The sequence below is a fragment of the Streptomyces sp. NPDC015131 genome (assembly GCF_043079975.1).
Lineage (GTDB): Bacteria > Actinomycetota > Actinomycetes > Streptomycetales > Streptomycetaceae > Streptomyces.
Window position 1 is genome coordinate 69,251 of the sequence record NZ_JBIBVB010000003.1, and the last position, 24,985, is coordinate 94,235.

Genomic DNA, 24,985 nt, shown 5'->3' on the forward strand with positions numbered 1-24,985 from the left:
GCGGGGCGTCGTCACACGTCCATGAGGACGCCGGGAGGCGGGGGTCCGCCCGCCGCGGGGGTCCGGCCGGGCGGGTGAGAATTCACCAGCCGTCAAGGAAACAACCACCCGAACCCATAATTATTCATGCTTTGCCAGGCCCGTGGCTCATCTCACCTGCGAATCATTTCTCCGCTGACCCGAATTGCTGATTGTGTCCCGGTTTGGTCTTTTGGTGGCAAGGCCCCCCGTCTGCGATAGTCGGAGGCACACGACCCCCATTGACCCGGGCCAGGTCGTTCCAGCAGCCGTGGATACACCCCCTTTCGTCCACGGCGCTTCAGGGAAGCCCCCGCGGCGCCGCATCACGGCGCGAGGGGGCTTCCGTGTTTTCCGCGGCCGGCCGGGGCCGGCCCGGCGGGGGTCAGCGGTCGGAGACCCGCATCTCGAACCAGGTGGTCTTGCCGCGCGGGAGCAGGTCCACGCCCCAGCGGTCGGACAGCTTGTCCACCAGGAACAGCCCGCGGCCACTGGTGTCCAGCTCGTGCACCGGCATCAGACAGGGCAGCCCCCGGGACGGGTCGCGCACCTCGATCCGGATCCAGCCCCGGCGGCGCAGCATCCGCAGGCCGAACACCCGCGCCCCGGTGTGCCGGACGGCGTTGCCGACCAGCTCCGAGACCAGCAGCACCGCGTGCTCGGCGATCTGCGGGGTGAGGCCCCACTGCCGCAGCACCACGCACTGGGTGATCCGGCGGGCGGTGGCGGCGGACTCGGGGCGGGACGGCAGCCGCGCCTCCTCTTCCGTGGGGTTGCCGAACAGCTCGATCGCCCGGAGTGCCTCGTCGTCGTCCGCGGCGGGCACCCACCGCGCGGCGGTAGCGCCACCGCGCTGCCCCGGTTGTTCCACACCTTCCAGCCCCGCCATGCCCCCATGATGGCCGCCCGGGCACCGCCGCGTGGCCGTTCCCGCGGAATCGGCACCCCGGGGCGACCCCCCTCCCGGGCACCCGGCGGCATATGACGCGGGCACACCGGGCCCGGAAAAGCGGTGCTGACCTGCGCGGATTTCGCCCGCGCCCGGCGGTGGCGCCGGGCACGGCCGCGCCGGCCATAAGGCTCCCTTAAGGCTGCGCTAAACCACCCGCACGGCTGACAACTCGCGGCGCCTCAGAGGAACTTGGCCTTGCCCGGCCCCTCCTCCACGAAGCTGCGCATGCCGCGCTCCCGGTCCTCGGTGGCGAACAGCCCCGCGAACCAGTTCCGTTCGATCGTCAGGCCCGTGTCGATGTCGGCCTCCAGGCCCGCGTCGACGCACTCCTTGGCGGCCCGCAGCGCCAGGGCGGGGCCCCGTGCCAGCCGGGCGGCCCAGGCGTGCGCCTGCTCGTACACCTCGGCGGCCGGGACGACCCGGTCGACCAGCCCCATCGTGAGGGCCTCGTCGGCCTGCACGTGCCGGCCCGTGAAGATCAGGTCCTTGGCGCGGGACGGGCCGACGAGGCGGGCGAGGCGCTGGGTGCCGCCCGCGCCGGGGATGAGCCCGAGCAGGATCTCCGGCTGGCCCAGCCGGGCGTTGTCGGCGGCGATCCGGAAGTCGGCGCAGAGGGCCAGCTCGCAGCCGCCGCCGAGCGCGTACCCGGTGACGGCGGCGACGACGGGCTTGGGGATGCGGGCGACGGCGGTGAAGGCGTCCTGGAGGGCCCGGGACCGGACGACCATGGCCGCGTGGTCCATCGCCTGCATCTCCTTGATGTCCGCGCCGGCCGCGAAGACCTTCTCGCCGCCGTACAGCACCACGGCCCGCACGTCGTCGCGGCGGGCCGCCTCCCGGGCCAGCTCGCCCAGCCGGTCCTGGGTGGCGGTGTCCAGCGCGTTCATCGGCGGACGGTCCAGGCGGACGGTGCCGACGCCTTCGGAGACTTCGAGAGTGACTGTCATGGGCGGCAGGTTAGCCGCCCCTCACGACAGCGGGCCCGGCGCTGTGGACAACAGCACCGGGCCCTCCGTACGCGGGTGTTACGCGGTCCACTCCGACCACGGCATGTTCCAGCCGTTCAGCCCGTTCTCGGGCTGGATCTGCTTGTCCTTGGAGTTCTTCACGACGACCACGTCACCGATGATCGACTGGTTGTAGAACCAGGCGGCCGGGGTGGAGCCGTCGTACGCGCCGCGCACGTCGCGCAGCCCCACGCAGCCGTGGCTGACGTTGGCCGAGCCGAACGTCGAGCCGGAGGCCCAGTAGTTGCCGTGCACGAAGGTGCCGGAGGTGGACAGGCGCATCGCGTGCGGCACGTCCTTGATGTCGTACTCGCCGCCGAAGCCCACGGTGGCGCCGTTCATCCGGGTCACCTTGTACTTCTCGCTGATGACCATCTGGCCGTTGTACGTCGTCGTGGACGGCGCCCCGGCGGTGATCGGGATGGTCTTGATCAGCTTGCCGTCCCGGACCACCTTCATGGTCTTGGCGCTCGCGTCGACCGTGGAGACCTGGCTGCGGCCGATGGTGAAGCGCACGGTCTTCTGCTGCTTGCCGTACACGCCCGGGCGGCCCTCGACGCCGTCGAGGTCGAGCCGGACCGTCACCTTGGTGCCGGGCGCCCAGTACTTCTCGGGCCGGAAGTCGAGGCGGTCGTTGCCGAACCAGTGGCCCTCGATCGGCACGGACGGCTCGGCGGTCACCCTGACCGCCCGCTCGACGGCCTCGGGGTTGGTGATGCCCCGGCTGAAGTTGAGCGAGACCGGCATGCCGACGCCGACGGTGGAGCCGTCCTCGGGCGTGTAGTGGCCGATGAAGGTGTTCTTGGGGACGAGGGTGGTGAAGGTGGTGTCCTTGGCGGACTCGCGCCCCTCGGCGTCCTTGGCCACCGCGTGCACCTTGTACTGGGTGGCGGCGGCGAGGTGCCGCACCGGCTCCCAGGCGGTGCCGTCGGCGGTGGTCCTGCCCTCGACCTTGTTGCCCTTGGAGTCGGCGACCGTCACGGTGGTCAGCCGGCCCTTCTCGGCGGTGATCTTCAGGGCGCCGCTGGTGGCGACGGAGGTGGCACCGTCCTTGGGGGCGATGGTGACCAGGGCCTGCGAGGCCGCGTTCTTCACCGCGGCGCCGCCCCCGTCCTTCTCGCCGCCCTTGCCCCCGGCCGACTCCGACCCCCCGCAGGCCGTCACCAGCAACAGCAACACGCCCAGCACCAGGGCGAGCGGACCCCTGCCCGCGCCGGTCCCCCGCCTGCCCGCCCCGGCCGATGCCCCCGATATCGGCTGCACGTCCACTTCGATGCTCTCCCCTCGCACGGCCTGGCCCCGCCACGGCCCGCACCCCCGCACGCCCACACACGCGCGCACGGCGATAGATAATCACACCGCGAGCGCCGCCGAGCCTCCGCGAATGTCACCGTTCCGTCCCAACCCGTCCATGTCCAGGACGGGGGCGGGCCATGCCGGTTGTGTCCGGATCGTGCCGTACGCGGCGGGGTGCCGGTGCCGGGGCCGTGCCGGGGCCGCCGGGCGGGGGTCACCGCAGGGCGGAACCGGCCTTCCAGCGGGCCCAGTCCAGGTTCCAGCCGCCGAGGCCGTTGTCGGGGGACACCTTCCGGTCGGTGGAGTTGACCACCTCCACCACGTCACCGATCAGGGTCCGCTCGAAGAACCAGCCCGCCGGGGTGTCCGTACCGCCGCCCTTCACGTCGCGCAGCCCCACGCACCCGTGGCTGACGTTGGCCGAGCCGAAGGTGGACGCCGGGGCCCAGTAGTTGCCGTGCAGGAAGGTGCCCGAGTCGGTCAGGCGCATGGCGTGCGGCACGTCCTTGATGTCGTACTCGCCCTTGCCGTCCTTCTTCTTGAAGCCGACCGTGGCGCCGTTCATCCGGGTCACGTCGAACAGCTCCGTCACCACCATCTTCCCGTTGTACGTGGTGGTCTTGGGTGCCCCCGCGGTGATGGGCAGCGTGGTGACGAGCCGGCCGTCGCGCCGCACCTCCATGGTGTGCGCCTCGGCGTCCACAACGGACTCCTGGGAGCGGCCGACGGTGAAGCCGACCGTCTTGCGCTGGATGCCGTACACCCCGGGCGCCCCCTCGACGTCCCGCAGCCGCAGGTCGACGGTGACCTCGGTGCCCGGCTTCCAGTACGTACGCGGCCGGAAGTCCAGCCGCTCCTTGCCGAACCAGTGGCCCACCACCTCCACCGCCGGCCGGGAGGTGACGCGGATGGCGCGCTCGACGGCGGCGCGGTTCTCGATGGGCCGGCTGAAGCCGAACGAGACGATCATCCCGGTGCCCACGGTCGAGCGGTTCTCCGGCTTGAAGTAGCCGATGAAGCGGTGCTCGGGGACGGCGGTGGTGAAGGTGGTGTGCCGGGCGCTGCGCCGGCCGTGCGCGTCCAGCGCGACGGCGTCGACGCTGTACTTGGCGGCGAGCGCGAGCCGGGTGCCCGGCGCGGGGCGCCAGCGCAGCCCGTCCTCCGAGATCTCGCCGGGCACCCGCACGGGCTGGGCGTCCTCGACCTGGGTCACCCGCACCCGCTCCAGGCGCCCGCTCGGCACCCGCACCTCCACCCGGCCGTCCGGGGCGACGCCTTTGGCCCCGTCGTCCGGTGTCACCCGGATGGTGTCCCCGGGCGACCGGCCCTTGCCGCCGATGCCGAGGTCCAGCCCGCCGCCGCCGGTGCACCCGGTCAGCCCGGCCATCAGCCCTGCGCATGCCACGGCAGCGGCGACACGGAGCCCTGCCCGCTTCAGTACGTGTCTCACGATGCGACCAACGAGTGCCACCCTCCAGGGGAAACGTGAGTGCGGGTCATGTTGGGAGGCGGGCCATCCGGGCAGAACAGGTGCAGGACCGGATGCGGGGCCGCGGCAGGGACGCCGCGGCCTCGCGGGCGAGTGAGCCGAAGGGGCGCTGCGGGTGACGTGAGGCCGGGCATGGTCGGCCGTCGGCACACGCTTCGGCGCCCCGGAGGGGAACCGAGCCAGGAACAGGCAGAGTGAGCCGAAGGGGCGCTGCGGGTGACGTGAGGGAGAGCGCGCGGAGGGTCGTGAGGAACGAGCGACCCGAGCACGGTCGACCGTCGGCACACGCGGGAGCGTCCTGGAGGGGAACCGAGCCGCCATGATGTGGGAGCCGCGGGAGGCCGGCAGGTGTCGAGCGCAGCCGATCAGCAGGCAGTGCAGGGTGCGGTGGGTGACGCACTGCTGGACGGGAGGCCCGCGCCCGCGGGGGCGCGGCTTCCCGGGCCGTCCGTGTGGCCGGGGACGCCCATGCCGCTCGGGGCCCGTTTCCGGGCCGGGCCGGGCGGGGCGGACGGGACGAACTTCGCGCTGTGGGCGGGCGGGGCGGAGGCGGTGGAGCTGTGCCTGTTCGGCGGGGACGGCTCCGAGACCCGGCTCCCCCTGACCGAACTGACGCACGAGATCTGGCACGGCTTCGTCCCGGGCGTACGGCCGGGTCAGCGGTACGGGTACCGGGTGCACGGGCGCTGGGACCCGTGGACGGGCGCCCGGTGGAACCCGGCCAAGCTGCTGCTCGACCCGTACGCGCGGGCGGTGGACGGCGACTTCTCGCTGCCGCCCGAGGTGTACGGGCACGTACGGGACTGGCCCGAGCAGGAGGTGGCCGACACCGTCCGGGACACCCGGGACTCGGCCGCGTACGTCCCGAAGGGGGTCGTCGTCCATGACGACGACGACTGGTCGGACGACCGGCGCCCCAAGACGCCGTGGGCGGACTCGGTGATCTACGAGGTCCATGTGCGCGGGTTCACCATGCGGCACCCGGGCATCCCGGAGGAGCTGCGGGGGACGTACGCGGGGCTGGCGCACCCGGCGGCGGTGGAGCACCTGGTGTCGCTGGGGGTGACGGCGGTGGAGCTGCTGCCGGTGCACCAGTTCGCGCACGAGGACCATCTGCTGCGGCGGGGCCTGCGGAACTACTGGGGCTACAACTCCATCGGCTATTTCGCGCCGCACGCCGCGTACAGCGCGTCGGGCACGGCGGGGCAGCAGGTCGGCGAGTTCAAGCGGATGGTGAAGGCGCTGCACGCGGCGGGCATCGAGGTGATCCTGGACGTCGTCTACAACCACACCGCCGAGGCGAGCGAGCTGGGCCCGATGCTGTCGCTGCGCGGGATCGACAACCGCGGCTACTACCGGCTGGCCGCCGACGCCCGCCGGTACGCCGACTACACGGGGTGCGGCAACACCCTGCACGTGGTGCAGCCGCACGTGCTGCGCCTGATCACCGATTCGCTGCGGTACTGGGTGACGGAAATGGGCGTGGACGGCTTCCGCTTCGACCTGGCGGCGGCGCTCGCCCGGTCGATGCACGACGTGGACATGTTGTCGCCGTTCCTGGCGACGATCTCGCAGGACCCGGTGCTGCGGCGGGTGAAGCTGATCGCCGAGCCGTGGGACGTGGGGAACGGGGGCTACCAGGTGGGCGCGTTCCCGCCCCTGTGGACGGAGTGGAACGACCGCTACCGGGACGCGGTGCGGGACTTCTGGCGCGGCGCGCTGCCCGACGTACGCGATCTGGGGTACCGGCTGTCCGGTTCCAGCGACCTGTACGCGTGGGGCGGCCGGCGGCCGTACGCGTCCGTCAACTTCATCACCGCCCACGACGGCTTCACGCTGCGCGACCTCGTCAGCTACGAGGGGAAGCACAACGAGGACAACGGCGAGGGCAACCGGGACGGCACCAACGACAACCGGTCGTGGAACTGCGGTGCCGAGGGCGAGACGGCCGACGAGGCGGTCAACGCGCTGCGGCGGCGGCAGGTGCGCAATCTACTCACCACGCTGCTGCTGTCGACGGGGGTGCCGATGCTGGTCGCCGGGGACGAGATGGGCCGTACCCAGGGCGGCAACAACAACGCGTACTGCCAGGACAACGAGATCGGCTGGATCGACTGGTCGCTGCCGGACGAGCCGGGGCACCGGGGGCTGCTGGAGCTGACGTCCCGGCTGCTGCGGCTGCGCCACGCCCATCCGGTGCTGCGCCGCCGGGCGTTCTTCTCGGGGCGCCCCCAGGCGGCGGACGGGCTGCGGGACCTGGCGTGGTTCACGGCGGCGGGCGCGGAGATGACGGAGGGCGACTGGTACGCGCGTACCGCGACGATCGGGATGTACCTGTCGGGGCGGGACATCCCGGGGCGGGACGCGCGCGGGGAGCCGGTCACGGACGACAGCTTCCTGGCCGTCCTGCACGCGGGCGCGGAGCCGGTGGACTTCCGGCTGCCGGGGCCGCCGTGGGCGGAGGCGTACGAGCTGCTGGTGGACACTGCGCGGGAGGACCAGGCGCGGGCCCCGGGGACGGTGCACCCGGGCGGGGAGGCGGTGACGGTGCCGCCCCGGTCGGTGCTGCTGCTGCGGGTGGCCGGCTGACCGCCGGGCGGCCGGGTGCCGCCGTCGGCCGGAAAAGCACATGAGCGTTGTCAGTGGTGAACCGTAGTCTCGCTCCTGATGACTGGACAGGACGCGACACCGCCCGCCCGCCGCGACGACCGTGAGGACCGCTCGGTCGTCCGGGTGCTGCTGCGGCTGTGGCCGTATGTGCGCCCGGTGCGGGGGCGGGTGGGGACGGCGGCGGTCGTCGCGGTGGTGGCGTCCTGCCTGGGGCTGGTCATCCCGTTCGCCCTGAAGTGGATCGTGGACGGGCCGGTGGCGGCCCGGGACCCGGGCGGGGTGTGGCTGGGGGCGCTGGCGGTGCTGGGGCTGGGGATCGCCGAGGCGGTGCTGTTCGGGCTGCGGCGGTGGCTGGTCGCCCGGCCGCTGGCGAGTGTCGAGGCGGCCATGCGCGGCGACCTCTACCGGCACCTCCAGCGGCTCCCGGTGGCGTTCCACGACCGGTGGCCGTCGGGGCAGTTGCTGTCGCGGGCGACCACGGACCTGTCGCTGATCCGGATGTTCCTCGCCTTCCCGATGACGTTCCTGTTCGTCAACGGGGTCACGGTGGTCGTGGGGTGCGGGGTGCTGCTGGTGCAGGACTGGGCCCTGGGGCTGGTGCTGCTGGTGCCGGTGGCGCCGCTGATCGTGGTGTGCGCGTGGTTCGAGACGCGGTACTCCCTGGTGGCGCGGCGCGCCCAGGACCAGGTGGGTGATCTGACGACGGTCGTCGAGGAGAGCGTGCTCGGCATCCGGATCGTCAAGGGCTTCGGCCGGCACCGCAGCCAGGCGCGGGCGTTCCGGGGGCTGGCGGAGCGGCTGCGGGGGACGGAACTGGCCAAGGCGCGGCTGCTGGCGGGCATCTGGGCGGTCATCACCGTGGTGCCCGAGCTGGCCATCGGGGCGGCGCTGGTGCTGGGCACGGCGCAGGTGGCGGACGGCGGGCTGTCCGCGGGGACGCTGGTGGCGTTCCTGTCGACGGCGCTGGCGCTGCGCTGGCCGGTGGAGTCGATCGGCTTCCTGCTGGCGATGAGCCAGGAGGCGGCCACCGCGGTGGAGCGCTTCTTCGAGGTGATGGACGAGGCGGAGGAGGACTCCGGCGGGCGGGCGGCGCCCGCGGGCGCGTCCGGCGGGCTGTCCTTCGAGAACGTGTCGTTCCGCTACCCGGACGCGCCGGAGGGCGCCCCGCCGGTGCTGGACGGCATCGACCTGGTCGTACGCCCCGGGGAGACGATGGCCCTGGTCGGCGCCACCGGCTCGGGCAAGACGACGCTGACCGCGCTGGTGCCGAGGCTGCACGAGGTGACGGGCGGCCGGATCCTGCTCGACGGGGTGGACGCGGCGGCCCTGCCCCGGGACCGGCTGCGCGAGCTGGTGGCGGTGGCCTTCGAGGAGCCGACGCTGTTCTCGGCGAGCGTCGGGGAGAACGTGCTGATGGGCGCCCGCCCCGGGGAGGCGGACGAGCCGGCGCTGCGGCGCGCCCTGGAGGTGGCCCAGGCCGGTTTCGTCCACGACCTGCCGGAGGGGGCCGCGACGCAGGTGGGCGAGCAGGGGCTGAGCCTGTCGGGCGGCCAGCGCCAGCGGCTGGCCCTGGCGCGGGCGGTGGTGGGCCGGCCGCGCTTCCTGGTGCTGGACGACCCGCTGTCGGCGCTGGACGTGCACACGGAGGCGCTGGTCGAGGCGGCGCTGCGGGACGTCCTGCGGGACACCACCGCCCTGGTCGTGGCGCACCGGCCGTCGACGGTGATGCTGGCCGACCGGGTGGCGCTGCTGTCGGGGGGCCGGATCGTGGCGGTGGGCACCCATCAGGAGCTTCTGCGGGACAGCCGGGAGTACGCCTGGCTGATGTCGGGTGCCGGTTCGCCGGCCGGGACGACGGGTGGTGGACGGTGACGGACACGGTCGGGGGCGCGCCCCCGGTGACCGCGGAGCCCGCGCCTCCGGGAGAGCACACGCCTCCGGGAGGGCCGGCCGGGCGGACGGCCGGAAAGGCGGCCGGACCGGGCGACGGGCCGGGGGCCGGCGCGGCGGACGGCACGGCGGCCGGCGCGGCGGACGCCTTCGACCGGGACGACCTGCCGGTCGCGCCGGGCGCCACCGGCGCGTTGCTGCGCTCGCTGCTGGCGCCCCGGCGGGCGCGGGTGGCGCTCACCGCGCTGTTGCTGCTGCTCCAGCAGGCGGCGGTGCAGGCGGGGCCGCTGCTCGTGGCGTACGCGATCGACCGTGCCGTGCCCGCGCTGCGGGCGGGGCAGCACGGGCCGCTGGTCGCCGTGGCGGTGGGGTATCTGGGGTGCGCGGCGGGGGCCGGGCTGTTCCAGTACGCCTTCATCCGCGCCTCCGCCCGGGTGAACCAGGACGTCCTGCTGGACCTGCGGGGGCGGATCTTCCGGCACGCGCAGGCGCTGAGCGTCGACTTCCACGAGCGGTACACCTCGGGCCGGCTGATCTCCCGCTCGACCACGGACGTCGAGTCGCTGCGGGAGCTGCTGGCCGAGGGCCTCCAGGAGCTGGTGGGGGTGGTCCTGTCCTTCGTGTTCATCGCGGCGCTGCTGCTCTGGCTGGACTGGGGCATCGGCGCGGTGGCGGTGGCCTCCTTCGGGCCGCTGTACCTGCTGGTGCGGCTCTACCGGCGGCGGGCGGCGGTCGCGTTCTCGGCGCGGTCGACGGCGGTGGCCGCCGTGATCGTGAAGTTCGCGGAGACCATGAACGGCATCCGGCCGGTGCGGGCCTTCCGGCGGGAGCGGGCCAATGACACCGCGTTCGCCGCGCTGAACCACCGCCACGAGCGGCGCAACGGCGACGCGATCCTGGAGATGGCCCGCTATGTGGTGGGCTCCCGGCTGGTGGCCAACACGGCGGTGGCCGGCATGGTGCTGTGGGGCGCCTACCGGGTGGCGGAGGGGACGCTGGCCCTCGGGGTGCTGGCCGCGGCGGTGCTCTACATGCGGCGGCTGTACGACCCGATCGACCGGCTGGCGATGTTCCTGAACTCCTACGAGTCGGCGGCGGCCTCGCTGGCGAAGATCGCCGGGCTGCTGGCGCAGGTGCCGGCGGTCCGGGAGCCGGACGTGCCGAGGGCGCTGCCGCCGGCCGCTGCGGGCGGGCCGGGCCGGACGGTCGTCTTCGAGGACGTCCGCTTCGGATACCGCACGGGCGGTGAGGTGCTGCCGCGCTTCGGGCTGACGATCCCGGCGGGGCAGACGGTCGCGGTGGTGGGGTCGACCGGGGCGGGCAAGTCGACGCTGGCCAAGCTGCTGGCCCGGTTCTACGACCCGTCCGGCGGGCGGGTCCTGCTGGACGGGGTGGACCTGCGGGACCTGGCCGTCCCGGAGCTGCGGCGCGGGGTGGTGATGGTGACGCAGGAGGCGTTCCTGTTCTCCGGGACGGTCGCGGAGAACATCGCGATCGGGCGGCCGGAGGCAACCCGGGACGAGATCGAGCGGGCCGCCCGGGCCATCGGCGCCCACGACTTCATCGCCGCCCTCCCGGACGGGTACGACACGGACGTCCGCAAGCGGGGCGGCCGGATCTCGGCCGGGCAGCGGCAGCTGGTGGCGTTCGCCCGGGCGCTGCTGGCCGACCCGGCGGTGCTGATCCTGGACGAGGCGACCAGCTCGCTGGACGTGCCCGGGGAGCGGGCGGTGCAGCGCGCCATGGGCACGGTGCTGGAGGGCCGTACGGCGGTGGTGATCGCGCACCGGTTGTCGACGGTGGAGGTCGCCGACCGGGTGCTGGTGATGGAGGGCGGCCGGATCGTGGAGGACGGCGCGCCCGCCGAGCTGATCCGGGGCGAGGGGCGGTTCGCGGGGCTGCACCGGGCGTGGCGGGAGAGCCTGGCGGGCTGACGGGAGGGCCCGCGGGCCGACGGGCCGTGAGCCGCCCGGAGATCGGGCCGCCGGGCGGGAATACCCTTCGGTGGCACCGGAGTTGTAAACGGAGGAAGCCACCGTTTACCCCCGGCCGCACCCGGGGCACCCACACCGGAGCAGACATGACCACCGACCCGTCCCGCCCCGCCGACCGCTCCTTCCTCTTCGTGCTCGGCAGCTCCCGCGCCGACGGGAACTCCGCGCTCCTGGCGCGGGCCGCGGCCGAGCAGCTCCCGGCCGGCACCGCGCAGCACTGGGTGGACCTCAACACCCTGCCCCTGCCCGACTTCCAGGACGGGCGGCACGACACCGGCACCTGGACCGCGGGCGAGAGCGAGCGGGAGCTGCGGCGGGCCACCCTGGCGGCCACCGACGTGGTCCTGGTCTCCCCGCTGTACTGGTACACCCTGTCCGCGCAGACCAAGCGCTACCTGGACTTCTGGTCGGGCTGGCTGACGGAGCCCGGTTCGGACTTCCACGAGCGGATGGCGGGCCGGACGCTGTGGGGGGTGACCGTGATGGCCGCCGACGAGGAGAGCGTCGCGGACGGGCTGGTGACGACGCTGCACAACTCGGCCGCGTACATGAACATGCGCTTCGGCGGGGTGCTGTTCGGCAACGGGTCGCGGCCCGGCCAGGTGCGGGACGACGAGCGGGCGATGGTCCGCGCCAAGACGTTCTTCCAGAACGAGGCGCCCCTCGTGCGCTACGCCCACGAAGGCGTCTAGCGGTCCCGCCGGGGGCCTCGCCGGGTGGCCGGAAGCGCCCCCCGCCTCCGTACCGGTTGATAGAGGGGCGCGACACGGCGGAGCAACGCACCGTTCACACGGGGGAACACCGCGACCGGGCCGGGAACACCCACGGTTCCCGGCCCGTTCGCGCGTCCGGGCGCCCCCGGCGTACGCGGGGTGAAACGTCCGGTTAACGAACATGACATTTCAGGCACCGGACGATTTCCGGCCAATTCCTTGACGCGCTCCTGACAGGGAGCCGTGTCCGGCGCCACTCTTACCCCGTTCTCCGCACCACCTGTTCGACATCAGTTCGGGTGTTCGTTCCACCTGTGTTCCGCGCACGTTCAGGCTGCTCCGCCCCGGCCGGCCCCACCCAGCCGACCGGTAACCCCCCTCGCAAAAGGAGTCCGCGTGAGATCCACGCCCAGCCGTCGCGCCACCGCGACCGGCGCCCTGATCGCCGCCGCCGCCATACTCGCCGTCGGCGTGCAGACCGGGGGCGCCACCGCCGCCGGCCTCCCGGGGGCCGCGCCCGCGGCCCAGTCGGCCGGCAAGGCCGACCCCGGCGCCCTGCCCGCCGACCTCTCCCCCGCGCAGCGCACCGCGCTGATACGCGCCGCCGACGCCGGCAAGGCGGACACGGCCCGCGAACTGGGCCTCGGCGCCCAGGAGAAGCTCGTCGTCCGGGACGTCGCCCAGGACCGCGACGGCACCACCCACACCCGGTACGAGCGGACCTACGCCGGGCTGCCCGTCCTCGGCGGCGACCTCGTGGTCGCCGAGACGAAGGCCGGCCGGACCGAGGCGGTCAGCAAGGCGTCCCGCGCGGCGCTGACGAACGTGCACACCACCGCGGAGATCGCGCCCGCCGCCGCCGAGAAGCAGGCGCTGGGCGCCGCCCGGGCGGAGGGCTCCAAGGCCACCGACTCCGAGCGCGCCCCGCGCAAGGTGGTCTGGCTGGCGCAGGGCAAGCCGGTCCTCGCGTACGAGACGGTCGTCGGCGGGCTCCAGCACGACGGCACCCCCAACGAGCTGCACGTGGTCACCGACGCCACCACCGGCGCCAAGCTGTACGAGTGGCAGGCCGTGCACAACGGCACCGGCAACACCCAGTACAGCGGCCAGGTCACGCTGGGCACCGCGCCCTCGTACACCCTGACCGACACCGGCCGCGGCAGCCACAAGACGTACAACCTCAACCGCGGCACCTCCGGCACCGGGACGCTGTTCTCCGGGCCCGACGACGTCTGGGGCGACGGCACCCCGCAGAACGCCGAGACGGCCGGCGCCGACGCCCACTTCGGCGCGGCCCTCACCTGGGACTACTTCAAGAACGTGCACGGCCGCTCGGGCATCAGGGGCGACGGCGTCGGCGCGTACTCGCGCGTCCACTACGGCAACAACTACGTCAACGCCTTCTGGACCGACAGCTGCTTCTGCATGACGTACGGCGACGGCGCGGGCAACGCCAAGCCGCTGACGTCGATCGACGTGGCCGCGCACGAGATGACGCACGGCATCACCTCCGCGACCGCCAAGCTGGTCTACAGCGGCGAGTCCGGCGGCCTCAACGAGGCGACCTCCGACATCTTCGCCGCGGCCGTGGAGTTCCAGGCCAACAACGCCCAGGACAAGGGCGACTACCTGGTCGGCGAGAAGATCGACATCCGGGGCAACGGCACGCCGCTGCGCTACATGGACAAGCCGAGCAAGGACGGCTCGTCGAAGGACGCCTGGTACTCCGGCATCGGCAACATCGACGTCCACTACTCCTCGGGCCCGGCGAACCACTGGTTCTACCTGCTCTCCGAGGGCAGCGGCGCCAAGACCATCAACGACGTGAGCTACGACTCGCCCACCTCGGACGGCCTGCCCGTCACCGGCATCGGCCGCGACAAGGCCGCGCTGATCTGGTACAAGGCGCTCACCACCAAGTTCACCTCGACGACCAACTACGCGGCGGCCCGCACCGGCACCGTCGCGGTCGCCACCGAGCTGTACGGCGCCAACAGCAACGAGGTCAAGGCGGTCGAGCACGCCTGGGCCGGCGTCAACGTCGGCTCCCGCCCCGGCGGCGGCGACCCGGGCACCGGCAAGGTCTTCGAGAACACCGCCGACGTGGCGATCCCGGACAACGGCGCGGCCGTCACCTCCGCGGTGAACGTCACCGGTGTCACCGGCAACGCCCCCTCGGCCCTCAAGGTCGACGTGGACATCGTCCACACCTGGCGCGGTGACCTGGTGGTGGACCTGGTCGCCCCGGACGGCTCGGTCTACAACCTGAAGCCGTTCAGCTCCTCCGACTCGGCCGACAACGTCAAGGCCACGTACACCGTGAACGCCTCCTCCGAGGTCGCCAACGGCAGCTGGAAGCTCCGGGTCCAGGACCGGGCCCGGCAGGACACCGGCTACATCAACGGGTTCAAGCTGACCTTCCCGTAGCAGCCGCCCGGCCACGGCCCGCCGGGCCGTGGCCGCCAGGCACACCGTCGCGGCCGGACGACCGCGCACCGGAGCCGCCCGGGTCACTCCCCGGGCGGCTCCGTCGTGCTCGGGCGCCGGCGCGACCGCCGGGGGCGTCAGCGCATCAGGACGCCCGCGCCCTCGCCGGTGGCCTCCGTCGGCATGGCGACCAGACCGAGGTCGGCGCCCGCCGCGAGCAGCCGGTGGGTGGGCAGTATCCGAACGGTGTAGCCGAAGGGGCCGGTCCGGTCGAGGGTCAGCGGGCCCTCGTACACCCAGCGCCCCTGCTGGTCCGGGCCGCCCGCCGGCTTCAGCGGCACGGTCTGGGCGTCCCGCAGCCGGTCGTCGGTGTCCACCCGGCCGGCCACCGCCTGCACCTCCACGTCCTCCGGCTGGAGGTCGCCGAGTGCCACCCGGACCCGCAGGGCGAGCGTGGAGCCCAGCTCGGCGACCCCGTTGGCCTCGTCCACCTCGACGTGGTCGACCGTCACGCGCGGCCACGCCGCCCGGACCCGCGCCTTCCAGCCGGCCAGCTCCCGGGCGGCCCCGGTGTCGAGCGCCCGGTGGGCCAGGGCGGCCGGGGCGTAGAGCCGCTCCACGTACTCCCTCACCATGCGCCCCGCCAGCACCTTGGGGCCCAGGTTGGCGAGGGTGCGGCGGACCATCTCGATCCACCGCTCGGGCAGCCCGGTGGCGCCCCGGTCGTAGAAGCGGGGGGCGACGCGCTTCTCGATCAGCTCGTAGAGGGCGTTCGCCTCCAGGTCGTCCCGCCGGTCCTCGTCGGTGGTCGGGCCGTCGGCGGTGGGGATCGCCCAGCCGAAGTCCGGCTCGTACCACTCGTCCCACCAGCCGTCGAGGACGGAGAGGTTGAGGCAGCCGTTGAGCGCCGCCTTCATCCCGGAGGTGCCGCACGCCTCCAGCGGGCGCAGCGGGTTGTTGAGCCACACGTCGCAGCCGGGGTACAGCTTCTGGGCCATGCCCATGCCGTAGTCGGGCAGGAACACGATCCGGTGGCGTACGCGCGGGTCGTCGGCGAACCGGACCAGCTCCCGCACCAGCCGCTTGCCGCCGTCGTCGGCGGGGTGGGCCTTGCCGGCGACCACGATCTGCACCGGCCGCTCCGGGTGCAGCAGCATCCGGGTGAGCCGCTCGCGGTCGCGGAGCATCAGCGTCAGCCGCTTGTACGAGGGGACGCGGCGGGCGAAGCCGATGGTGAGGACGTCGGGGTCGAGGACCGAGTCGATCCAGCCCAGCTCGGCCGATCCGGCGCCGCGCTGCCGCCAGGAGGCGCGCAGCCGGGTGCGGACCTCGGTCACCAGCTGTTCGCGCAGCTCGCGGCGGAGGTCCCAGATCTCGCCGTCGGCGATCTCGCCGGGGACGTCCCAGCGCATGGTGCCGCCGACGCTCAGGGCGTCCTCGGCGCGCTGGGTGCCCATCTTGCGGGCGCCGAGCCGGAAGACCTCGGGTGCCACCCAGGTGGGGGCGTGGACGCCGTTGGTGATGGAGGTGATCGGCACCTCGTCGGGGTCGAAGCCCGGCCACAGGCCGGCGAACATGCCCCGGCTGACCGCGCCGTGGAGCGTGGAGACGCCGTTGGCGCGCTGGGCGAGGCGCAGGCCCATCACGGCCATGTTGAACAGGTTGGGCTCGCCGCCGGGATAGGTCTCCCGGCCGAGCTGGAGGATCCGCTCGACGTCGAGGCCGGGCAGCTCGGCGCCCTCGCCGAAGTGCCGGGCGACCAGCTCGCGGTCGAAGCGGTCGATGCCGGCCGGGACGGGGGTGTGGGTGGTGAAGACCGTCCCGGCGCGGACGGCCTCCAGGGCGGCGTCGAACTCGGTGCCCTCCTCGCTCAGTTCCCGGATGCGCTCCAGGCCGAGGAATCCGGCGTGGCCCTCGTTGGTGTGGAACACCTCGGGGGCGGGGTGGCCGGTCAGCTCGCAGTACGCGCGTACCGCCCGGACACCTCCTATTCCCAGGAGCATCTCCTGGAGCAGCCGGTGCTCGCTGCCCCCGCCGTACAGCCGGTCGGTGACGTCCCGCTCGGAGGGGCCGTTCTCCTCGACGTCGGAGTCGAGCATCAGCAGCGGGACCCGGCCGACCTGCGCCACCCAGATGTGGGCGTGCAGGCAGCGTCCGCCGGGGAGGGCGAGGGACACCCGGACGGGTGCTCCGCCGGGGCGGCGCAGCAGGCTGACGGGCATCTCGTTGGGGTCGAGGAGCGGGTAGTGCTCCTGCTGCCAGCCGTCCCGGGAGAGGGACTGGCGGAAGTAGCCGTGCCGGTAGAGCAGGCCGACGCCGATCAGCGGTACGCCGAGGTCGGAGGCGGCCTTGAGGTGGTCGCCGGCGAGGATGCCGAGACCGCCGGAGTACTGAGGGAGGGCGGCGGTGACGCCGAACTCGGGCGAGAAGTAGGCGACGGCGGCCGGCAGGTCGCCGTCGGGCAGGGAGTGGTTCTGGTACCAGCGGCTGCCGCGCAGGTAGTCGTCGAGGTCGTCGGCGACGGAGGAGAGGCGGCGCAGGAAGCGCCGGTCGCGGGCGAGCTCGGCGAGCCGGGTGGCGGACACGGAGCCCAGCAGCCGGACGGGGTCGCCGCCGGCCACCCGCCACCCCTCGGGGTCGACGGACTGGAACAGGTCACGGGTCTCGGCGTGCCACGACCAGCGCAGATTGCGCGCGAGGTCGCTGAGCGGCCGGAGCGGGTCGGGGAGGACGGGGCGCACGGTGAATCGACGGATTGCCTTCACGTGTTCCACCTTCGCAGGGCAGATGCGTATCGGGGCGGACGCACCACGGTGTGCGTCCGCCTTCACTCTTCGACGTTATCGGCACGCCGCCCTCCGTCACCACGGCGCACTCAGGGGGGCGCGTTCACGGCGCGCCGACGGGTACCTCGTAGGGGGAGCCCGCGTTGACGGATTCCGGGTCGAAGGCGCCGGTGGTGGCGTACCGTGCGGCGATCTCGCGTCGCTCGGACGGCGGGATCACGGTGTCGATGTCGGTGAATCCGCCGGGCGCGCGCGCGTGGGCCAGATTGATGACGACCTCGGGGCCCAGCCGCCGGTTGGCGCGCTGAAGCTCCGTCATGGCGGGACGCCGGTGCGCCTCGTAGGCGGCGAGGGCGCCGGCCGGGTCGGGGTGGGCGGCCATGGCGTGGGCGAGGGCCCGCGCGTCGATGATCGACTGGGTGGCGCCGTTGGAGCCGATGGGATACATGGCGTGGGCGGCGTCGCCGATGAGCGTGGTGCGGCCGTGGCTCCAGCGCGCCAGCGGCTCCCGGTCGACCATCGGGTACTCGTAGGCGGTGTCGGCCGCCTTCAGTACGCGTTCGACGCTGACGCCGTCGAACTCCCAGCCCCGGTAGTGGTGCAGGAAGTCCGTCACGGGGACGGCCCGGTTCCAGTCCCCGCGCGGGGTGGCGTCGACGATGCGGTCGGCGGGCATCGCCAGCGCCCAGTTCACGAGGACGTCTCCAGAGCCTGACGGCCGGGGGGACAGGGGGTAGACGACGGCTTTGCGGCGGTCGTCGCCCGCGATCAGCATGAACGTTCCGGCACGGTCGGCGGGCAGCCAGGAGGTCCCCCGCCACACCAGCGTCCCGTTCCAGGGCGGCTCGCCCTCGCGCGGGTTGAGCGCGGCGCGGACCGCCGAGCGGATGCCGTCGGCGCCGATCAGGACGTCCGGCTCCAGCGAGGCGCGGCCCGCGCGGGACCCCTCGCGGTGGTCCAGCCGCACCCGGGGGCGGCCGTCGGGGAGCTGCTCCAGACCGGTGACCCGGACGCCGGTGACGATCGCGGAGGGGCCGATCCGTCGGCGTACCGCGTCGGCCAGGACCCGCTGGAGCCGGCCGCGGTGCACGGAGAGCTGGGGCCAGCGGTGGCCGGCGCCCAGGCCGCGGGGCTCGCGGGAGATCAGCGCGCCGGAGCAGTGGTAGTAGCGCAGCTCGCGGGTGCGGACGGCGTCGGCCTCCAGGGCGTCGAGGAGTCCGAGCGCGTCCAGCTCGCGCACCGCGTTGGGCATGAGGTTCAGCCCCGCGCCGACCGGGCGGATCTCGGGCGCCGCCTCGACGACGGTGACGTGCGGGAAGCCCGCGGCGTGCAGCGAGAGCGCGGCGGTCAGCCCGGCGACGCCGCCGCCCGCGATCAGGATGTGCGGGGTCATGCCGTCGCCTCCCGCAGGCGGGCGCGCGGGGTGGTGGGGCAGCCGGCCCGGCGCACCAGCGTCTCGTTGGCCCGGGTCAGGTCGAGCACGGAGCGCAGCAGCGCGACGGGGGCGCCGCCGCTGCCGGTGTCGTACAGCCGCAGGTCGTCGCCGTACGCCTTGCGGGCGATGCCGATGTGGCGGGCGCGGAAGGTCTTGAGGATGCGCAGCACCCGGGCCAGCGAGTGGGCGGAGGCGAGGAGCTGCGGGGGCAGCCGGTGGACGGTCTCCCAGCTCAGCGCGGCGGACAGCTTGCTGACGGCGGAGACGCCGCCGCTGTGCGCGGCGTGGAAGGCGCGCCACGACGGGAGGCTGTACTCGACCGACTCGGCGAGGAAGGCGTCGTAGCCGGGGTGGGGGCGGTCGCACTGCCAGACCGTCAGATCGACCAGCCACAGCGGGACCTGGGCGGCGGCGGGCCCGAGGTAGCTGCGGCCGGCGACGTCGACCTCCTCGAAGTAGGGGCGCAGGACGCGGGCGAAGTACGACGGGGTCACATGGTCGACGGTGAAGTCGATGGAGTCGACCATCGCCTGGACGTGCTGGGCGGTGCGGTCCAGCGCGAGGGCGAAGCCGGGGTCGTACGGTTCGAGCCGGGCGAGCTGGGCGCAGGTGTCGAGCGCGGCGACGAGGCTGGGGAAGACCATCCGGACGGCCTCCTGGAGATGGCCCTCCATCTCGTGGCCGGTGTAGCTGCGCTGCCGGGCGCCCAGCGGGTTCCAGGTGGTGTAGTGGTGCACGGTGTCGCGGGGCACCATGTCGGTGCGGCGGGCCAGCTCCTCCAGGACGGGCAGGACCTCCGGCACGGCGGCGACGGGCTGGACGCCGTGCCGTTTGAGCGAGCCGAGGAGCATGCCCAGGTCGCGCATGGCGGCGAGCGCCTCGATGACGCACCACTCGGCGACCCGGTCGAGGTCGGGGACGAGGGCGCGCAGGGCGACGGTGAGCGCCGGGACGTCGGCGTCGCGGTTCATCGCGGGGAGCGCGGCGAGCAGCGCGTCGGCGCCCAGCGGGTCGGCGTCGCGTATCTCGGCTATCCGGTAGCGCGGTTCGGCACAGGTGTCCAGACCGGGCGCGACGAGGTCGTACAGGGTCAACGGGATGCCCCCCTCGGGCAGTGTGAGTTCGACAGTGACGCGGAGGACTGCTGGTCAGGCGGTCACCGCGGGTCGCCCACCCGGTCCTGGCGTGGCGCCGGTACGGGCCCGGGCAGGCGCAGCCGTACGGACAGCAGTGCGGCCGCGGCGGCGAACGCGGCGCCGGTGAGCAGCGCGGCCCGGAAGCCGGCCGTCTCGGCCCCGGGTGTGGCCGCGCCGGTGAAGGCGGTGGCCACCGCGACGAGGACGGCCAGGCCCAGCACCGACCCGAACTGCTGGCTGGTGTTGACCAGCCCGGAGGCCAGTCCGGTCTCCTCGGGCGCGGCCTCCGCCGTGGCGGCCACATTGGTGGTGACCACGACCAGCGGCAGGGCGGCGCCCAGCACGAGGCTGGGCGCGAGAACGGTGGTGGCGAAGGTGCCGTCGGGGCGCAGCGCGAGGGCGAGCCAGACCAGGCCGGCGAGCAGCAGCGCGAAGCCGAGGGTCATGGTCGGGACGAGGCCGAGGCGGGCGATCAGACGGCCGGTCAGCGGGGCGGTGGCGACGACGACCAGGGACAGCGGGAGCAGCCCGAGGCCGCCGGCGAGCGGCGACTGGTCCAGCACGCTCTGGAGGTAGAGGCTGACCAGGAAGAACATCGGGAACAGCGCCATCTGGGCGAGGCCGGCGAGGAGGTTGGCCAGCCGCAGGGCCGGCCGTCGCAGCACGGCCGGGGGGACCAGCGGCCGGGCCGCCCGGGTCTCGGTGACGGCGAAGGCGGCGAGCAGGACCAGGCCGGCCGCGCCGGCGGCGGGGCTGCGCCCGACGAGCGCGTACGCGACGAGGCCGAGGCCGCCGGTGGCGGTGAGCGCGCCGAGCAGGTCGGCGCCGGGGGCGGCGCCTCGGGTGCCGCCGGCCAGGAGGCGGCGGGCGAGCAGGGCGAGCAGGGCGGCGGCGAGGACGTTCAGCCAGAAGGTGGAGCGCCAGCCGAGGAGGTCGGTGAGGACGCCGCCGAGCACGGTGCCGAGGACCCCGCCGAGCCCGCCCATGGCGGCGAAGACGCCGAGCGCCCGGTGCCGGGCGGGGCCGTTCGGGAAGAGGTGGAGCAGCAGGGCGAAGGCGGCCGCGGCGGCGAGGGCCGCGCCGGCGCCCTGGGCCGCGCGGGCGGCGATCAGGGTCCCGGCGGACGGGGCGAGGGCGCCGGCCGCGGAGGCGGTGGCGAGCAGCGCGAGCCCGGCGGTGAACAGCCGCCGGTGGCCCAGCAGGTCGGCGGCGCGCCCGCCGAGGAGGAGCAGCCCGCCGAAGGTGATGAGGTAGGCGTTGGCCACCCAGGACAGGGCGGCGGAGCCGGCGCCGAGGTCGCCGCCGACGGACGGCAGCGCGACGTTGACGATCGCCGTGTCCATGATCATCAGCAGCTGGGTGGCGGCCAGCAGCCCCAGCGCGCCGCACGCGGCGGGTGGTCCCCCCGTGCCGCTCACCGGTCGCCCCCGCGGCGGGTCCAGCCGGGGTCGGCGCCGGGCGCGGCGGCCGGGTGCGGGGCGCGGGCGGAGCGGACCGCCCGGCCGCCCCGGGCGCACTGCCCGGGGTCGGCGGCGCGCAGCCGTGCGGGCGCGGTCACCGGGCCCCCTCCAGGCCGTAGCCGTCCAGGCAGGTCCGGGCGAGCGCCTCGCAGGCGTCGGCGCCGCCCTCCCACGCCTGCTGGGTGAGGTAGACGTGCGGGGCGCCGTGGTAGAAGCGCTCGTACTGCTCGTGGCGGGAGGCGAACTCCGAACCGAGCGCGTCCCAGGCCAGTTTGAGCAGCTTCACCCGCTCCTCGGCGGGGGTGCCGGGCGACCGGATGTACTTGCGGACCAGCGGGCCGATCTCCGGGTGCAGCAGGTCCTGGCCGGACGCGGGAAGCTGGATGATCCCGCCGCCGGTGAGGAGCTTGATCTCCTGGAGGGCCCGCGGGTACAGCTCGCCGGCCATGATGCGCTGGGCGTACGAGATGTCCCTGCCGGGCGCCACTCCGCCGCGCCCGCCGTCGACCTCCTCGTACGACGCCTCGGCGGCGAGGACGAACGCCTTGGCCTGGGCGACGTGTCCGAGGAGCCGGCCGACGGCCTGGGTGACGGGCGGCAGGTCGTGGGTGTTGTTGGCGCGGGTGACGAGGATCGCGACGCCGGTGAGGAACTCCAGCTTGGTCCAGAAGCGGGTGGCGGCCTGGTGGACGAAGTTGAGGTAGGCGGGGGTCCGCCACCACATCCCGAAGGCCGCGTCGGTGTTCCGGTAGACCAGCACCCGCTCCCAGGGCACGAACACGTCGTCGGCGACCAGCAGCGCGTCGTTCTCGTCGAAGCGGGAGGAGAGCGGGTTGTCGAAGACGCTGCGCGCCCGCCCCTCGTAGGAGGTGCGGGAGACGAACTTCAGGCCCGGGGTGTCCACGGGGACGGAGAAGCACACGGCGTGGTCGGCGTCCTGCGCGGGGAGCGGCTCGATGGTGCCGACGATCACCTCGTTGCCGAAGACGGCGGCGGTGCCGGTCATCTTGGCGCCGCGCACCACGATCCCGCCGTCCTTCTCGGCGACCACCCGCAGGACCAGGTCGTCCTCCTCCTGCTCGGAGGCGGCCCGGGTGCGGTCGATCTGCGGGTTGGTGAGGGTGAAGACCGGGTAGAGGTCGCCCTCCGCGAGCCGCCGGTGGTACGCGAGGGCGGCGGCCGAGCCGTCGTGGCCGCCGGTCCGGAACAGCTGCGGCAGGGCGGCGAACCCGGCCGCGGCGCCCGCCATGCAGTCGGGGGTGCGGCCCAGGAAGCCGAAGCTGGCCTCGGCCCACACCTTGTACGCCTCGCGGCGCGCGACGAGGTCCTGGTGGGAGCGCGGGACCGCGAAGGCGCGGTGGACGCCCCCCTGGGTGAGGACCGGGGTGTGCGCGGAGTCGTGCGCCAGGTCGTACAGGCGGGCGAGGGAGGCGGCGGTGTTGCGGAACGCCGGGTGCGCGGTGACGTCCGCGACGCGTTCGCCGTCGAGCCATATCTCCCGGCCGTCGCGCAGCGACGCCAGATACTCCTGACCGGACCTCGTCACCTTTTCTCCTCATGCGGATGCCATTGCCGCAGCAGAGCCTGTCCGTTGGTCCACACCTTCGGCAATGAACGTCCGTCCAATGGTCCTTAAGAACCGGCCAGACACCTTCCGGAAACCATTACGCGGCGCTCACCGCGCCCGCCCGGTACTCACCCGGAGTGACGCCGAACCATTTGCGGAAGGCAAGATGGAAACCGACGGCGCTCTGGTAGCCGACGCGCTGCGGCACCGCCGACTGGGGCAGGGAGGTCTCGCCGAGCAGCCGGGCCGCCTCCTGCATGCGCCGGCCGGTCAGATGACGGGCCGGGGCCTCCCCCACCAGGGCGCGGAACGCGGCGGTGAACGCGGAGCGCGACATCCCCACCTCGCGGGCGAGCGACTCGATGGTCCACGGCTCGGCGAACCGGGTCGCGATCATCACCAGCGCGCGGCTGACCCCGGGGTGGCGCAGCACCGGCAGGTGGGCCGGGTTCTCGGCGAACTCCCGCAGCAGCGGGCGCAGCGCGAGCACCAGGGCCATCTCGAAGGCCCGCAGGGTGATCAGCCGGTCGCCGGGGCCGATGGGCCGGTCGGGGGCGGCGAGCAGCCGCAGGGTGTCGCGCAGCAGCGGCTCGCGGTCCACCTGGGAGCCGTCCAGGACCAGGGCCCAGGGCAGCGCCTTGTACAGGCCGGTGGCGGCGCTGGCGTCGTAGTGCAGCCCGGCGCAGAGCAGCCGGCTCTGCGGGCCGGTGCCGTCGATGCGGATCTCGCCGGAGGTGCCGGGCTGGCGCTCGGGCAGCACCGCCTTGAGCGGCACGCCCTGCCGGTCGGGCCGGTCGGAGAGCCGGTGGGCGGTCCCGGTGGGGAAGACGGCCAGGTCACCGGCGCCGAGTTCCTGCGGCGGCTGGCCCTCGGCGGTGATCCAGCAGGTGCCCTCCACGATGTAGTGCAGCACGGCGCAGCCCTGCTCGGCGTCGCCCTCGATCGCCCAGGGGGCGCGGACGTGCCAGCGGCTGTCGAAGACGCCGGTGAGACGCAACGGTTGCAACAGCTCACTGAGGAGGTCGTCGTTCCGGTCGTCGTTTTCGGTGCGCACGGTGTCCATGGACGATCCTTCAACCCCCGCCCCGAATTGTTAATTGATCGGCCAAAGCCGCCGCCGCCAGCCTGAGAGGAGCCGTCATGGCAGCACTCACACCCTATCGAAGGGCCAATCAGGCATATGTCGGAGCAGATGTCCGAGCAGAATCAGATGCGGGTCGCGGTGGTCGGCGCCACCGGTTTCCAGGGCGGGGCGGTGGCCCGGCTGCTGGCCGGGCGCCACCACCGGGTGCGTACGCTCTCCCGGCGTCCGGAGGGCGACCGGCCCCCGCTGCCGGGCGTCTCGTGCGCCACCGGCGACCTGGGCGACGCGGAGGCGGTGCGCCAGTTGTTCGCGGGCGCGACGCATGCCGCGGTGGTGATGCCGCTGGTGTACGAGGCGGAGCGGGTACGGGGCTACGCCCGGAACATCGCCGGGGCGGCGGTGGAGGCCGGGGTGCGGCGGCTGGTCTACAACGCCAACACCCGGGTGCCGCGCACGGCCACCGAGGTGGCCGCCTTCGAGACGCGCCGGATCGCCGAGGAGGTGCTCCGGGAGAGCGGGATCCCGCTGGTGGTGCTGCGCCCGCCGGTGTACCTGGACAACCTGTTCAGCCCCTGGAACGGGCCGGCCCTGGTCAACGACGGGGTGCTCGCCTATCCGCTGCCGGCCGACGCCCCGGTGGCGTGGCTGTCGCACCGGGACCTGGCGGAGGCGGTGTACGGGGCGCTCACGGCGGAGGGCGCGGCGGGGCGGACCTACGAGATCGGCGGGGCGCGGGCCCTGACGGGCGATGAGCTGGCGGACGCCTTCGGGCGGGGGCTGGGCCGGCCGGTGCGCTACCGGGCGCTGGCGCCGGGCGTCTTCGAGCAGGGCCTCGCCGGGGCGATCGGGCCGGCCGCGGCGGCCGGGGTGGCGGGCATCTACCACTACATGGCGTCGGGCCGGGAACCGCTGCTGATGGCGGGGGATGACGGGCTGTCGGCCCGGGAGCTGGGGGTGGCGCCGGCGCCGGCCGACGAGTGGGTGTCGCGGCAGCCGTGGCAGATCTGGGCCAACGACCCGGAGGAGCAGGACGCCCAGACGCTCACCTGAACGCCACTGGACACACCCGAGCAAGAACCGGCCTCGTTTTTCCACTCGAACGGGGCCGGTTCCTTTCGCGT

The 24,985-nt window shown here is 73.9% G+C and carries 17 protein-coding genes; 6 read left to right on the plus strand and 11 right to left on the minus strand.

The features are described 5' to 3' along the window. Positions 1–403: 403 nt before the first annotated feature. The 4 genes from ACF08D_RS11730 to ACF08D_RS11745 form a co-directional block, all read right to left on the minus strand. Complete coding sequence (locus tag ACF08D_RS11730; protein WP_392222427.1) at positions 404–907, minus strand: ATP-binding protein; 504 nt, start codon at positions 905–907, stop codon at positions 404–406. Between the two features lie 242 nt (positions 908–1,149). Next, entirely contained in the window at positions 1,150–1,917 is a 768-nt protein-coding gene (locus tag ACF08D_RS11735) for an enoyl-CoA hydratase/isomerase family protein (RefSeq protein ID WP_392222428.1), read from the minus strand. A 78-nt stretch (positions 1,918–1,995) separates the two neighbouring features. Further along, positions 1,996–3,246 (minus strand): Ig-like domain-containing protein, encoded by a 1,251-nt coding sequence (locus ACF08D_RS11740; protein ID WP_392222429.1) that lies wholly within the window; start codon positions 3,244–3,246, stop codon positions 1,996–1,998. A 241-nt stretch (positions 3,247–3,487) separates the two neighbouring features. Further along, positions 3,488–4,723: an Ig-like domain-containing protein gene (locus tag ACF08D_RS11745; protein ID WP_392222430.1), complete on the minus strand. Its 1,236-nt coding sequence runs from the start codon at positions 4,721–4,723 to the stop codon at positions 3,488–3,490. Positions 4,724–5,110: 387 nt separating this feature from the next. Between ACF08D_RS11745 and glgX the strand changes: the two genes are divergently transcribed. The 5 genes from glgX (at position 5,111) to ACF08D_RS11770 (ending at position 14,396) form a co-directional block, all read left to right on the plus strand. Continuing rightward, positions 5,111–7,351 carry a glycogen debranching protein GlgX gene (gene glgX / locus ACF08D_RS11750; RefSeq protein ID WP_392222431.1) on the plus strand — a complete coding sequence of 747 codons (2,241 nt, stop codon included), beginning with the start codon at positions 5,111–5,113 and terminating at the stop codon, positions 7,349–7,351. Positions 7,352–7,429: 78 nt separating this feature from the next. Further along, a complete protein-coding gene (locus tag ACF08D_RS11755; protein WP_392222432.1) occupies positions 7,430–9,244 on the plus strand; it encodes an ABC transporter ATP-binding protein in 1,815 nt (604 codons plus the stop codon). A 26-nt stretch (positions 9,245–9,270) separates the two neighbouring features. After that, a complete protein-coding gene (locus ACF08D_RS11760) occupies positions 9,271–11,196 on the plus strand; it encodes an ABC transporter ATP-binding protein (protein ID WP_392223174.1) in 1,926 nt (641 codons plus the stop codon). A 146-nt stretch (positions 11,197–11,342) separates the two neighbouring features. After that, positions 11,343–11,948 (plus strand): flavodoxin family protein, encoded by a 606-nt coding sequence (locus ACF08D_RS11765; RefSeq protein ID WP_392222433.1) that lies wholly within the window; start codon positions 11,343–11,345, stop codon positions 11,946–11,948. Positions 11,949–12,365: 417 nt separating this feature from the next. Next, entirely contained in the window at positions 12,366–14,396 is a 2,031-nt protein-coding gene (locus ACF08D_RS11770) for a M4 family metallopeptidase (RefSeq protein ID WP_392222434.1), read from the plus strand. Between the two features lie 137 nt (positions 14,397–14,533). Here ACF08D_RS11770 and glgP read toward each other — a convergent pair whose 3' ends face one another. From glgP to ACF08D_RS11805, 7 genes are all read right to left on the minus strand, one after another. After that, positions 14,534–17,161: an alpha-glucan family phosphorylase gene (glgP, locus tag ACF08D_RS11775; protein WP_392222435.1), complete on the minus strand. Its 2,628-nt coding sequence runs from the start codon at positions 17,159–17,161 to the stop codon at positions 14,534–14,536. Positions 17,162–17,285: 124 nt separating this feature from the next. After that, complete coding sequence (locus ACF08D_RS11780; RefSeq protein WP_392222436.1) at positions 17,286–18,575, minus strand: FAD-dependent monooxygenase; 1,290 nt, start codon at positions 18,573–18,575, stop codon at positions 17,286–17,288. Beyond that, entirely contained in the window at positions 18,572–19,711 is a 1,140-nt protein-coding gene (locus tag ACF08D_RS11785) for a monodechloroaminopyrrolnitrin synthase PrnB family protein (RefSeq protein ID WP_392222437.1), read from the minus strand. The genes ACF08D_RS11780 and ACF08D_RS11785 overlap by 4 nt, the downstream gene beginning before the upstream one ends. 62 nt (positions 19,712–19,773) lie before the next feature. After that, positions 19,774–21,171 (minus strand): MFS transporter, encoded by a 1,398-nt coding sequence (locus ACF08D_RS11790; protein WP_392222438.1) that lies wholly within the window; start codon positions 21,169–21,171, stop codon positions 19,774–19,776. After that, positions 21,168–21,311 (minus strand): hypothetical protein, encoded by a 144-nt coding sequence (locus ACF08D_RS11795; RefSeq protein WP_392222439.1) that lies wholly within the window; start codon positions 21,309–21,311, stop codon positions 21,168–21,170. The genes ACF08D_RS11790 and ACF08D_RS11795 overlap by 4 nt, the downstream gene beginning before the upstream one ends. Further along, positions 21,308–22,759, minus strand: coding sequence for a 4-hydroxyphenylacetate 3-hydroxylase family protein (locus tag ACF08D_RS11800; RefSeq protein ID WP_392222440.1), 1,452 nt, complete (start codon positions 22,757–22,759; stop codon positions 21,308–21,310). The genes ACF08D_RS11795 and ACF08D_RS11800 overlap by 4 nt, the downstream gene beginning before the upstream one ends. 118 nt (positions 22,760–22,877) lie before the next feature. Beyond that, positions 22,878–23,843 (minus strand): AraC family transcriptional regulator, encoded by a 966-nt coding sequence (locus ACF08D_RS11805; protein WP_392222441.1) that lies wholly within the window; start codon positions 23,841–23,843, stop codon positions 22,878–22,880. A 129-nt stretch (positions 23,844–23,972) separates the two neighbouring features. Between ACF08D_RS11805 and ACF08D_RS11810 the strand changes: the two genes are divergently transcribed. Further along, positions 23,973–24,914 (plus strand): SDR family oxidoreductase, encoded by a 942-nt coding sequence (locus tag ACF08D_RS11810; RefSeq protein WP_392222442.1) that lies wholly within the window; start codon positions 23,973–23,975, stop codon positions 24,912–24,914. The last annotated feature ends 71 nt before the right edge of the window (positions 24,915–24,985 follow it).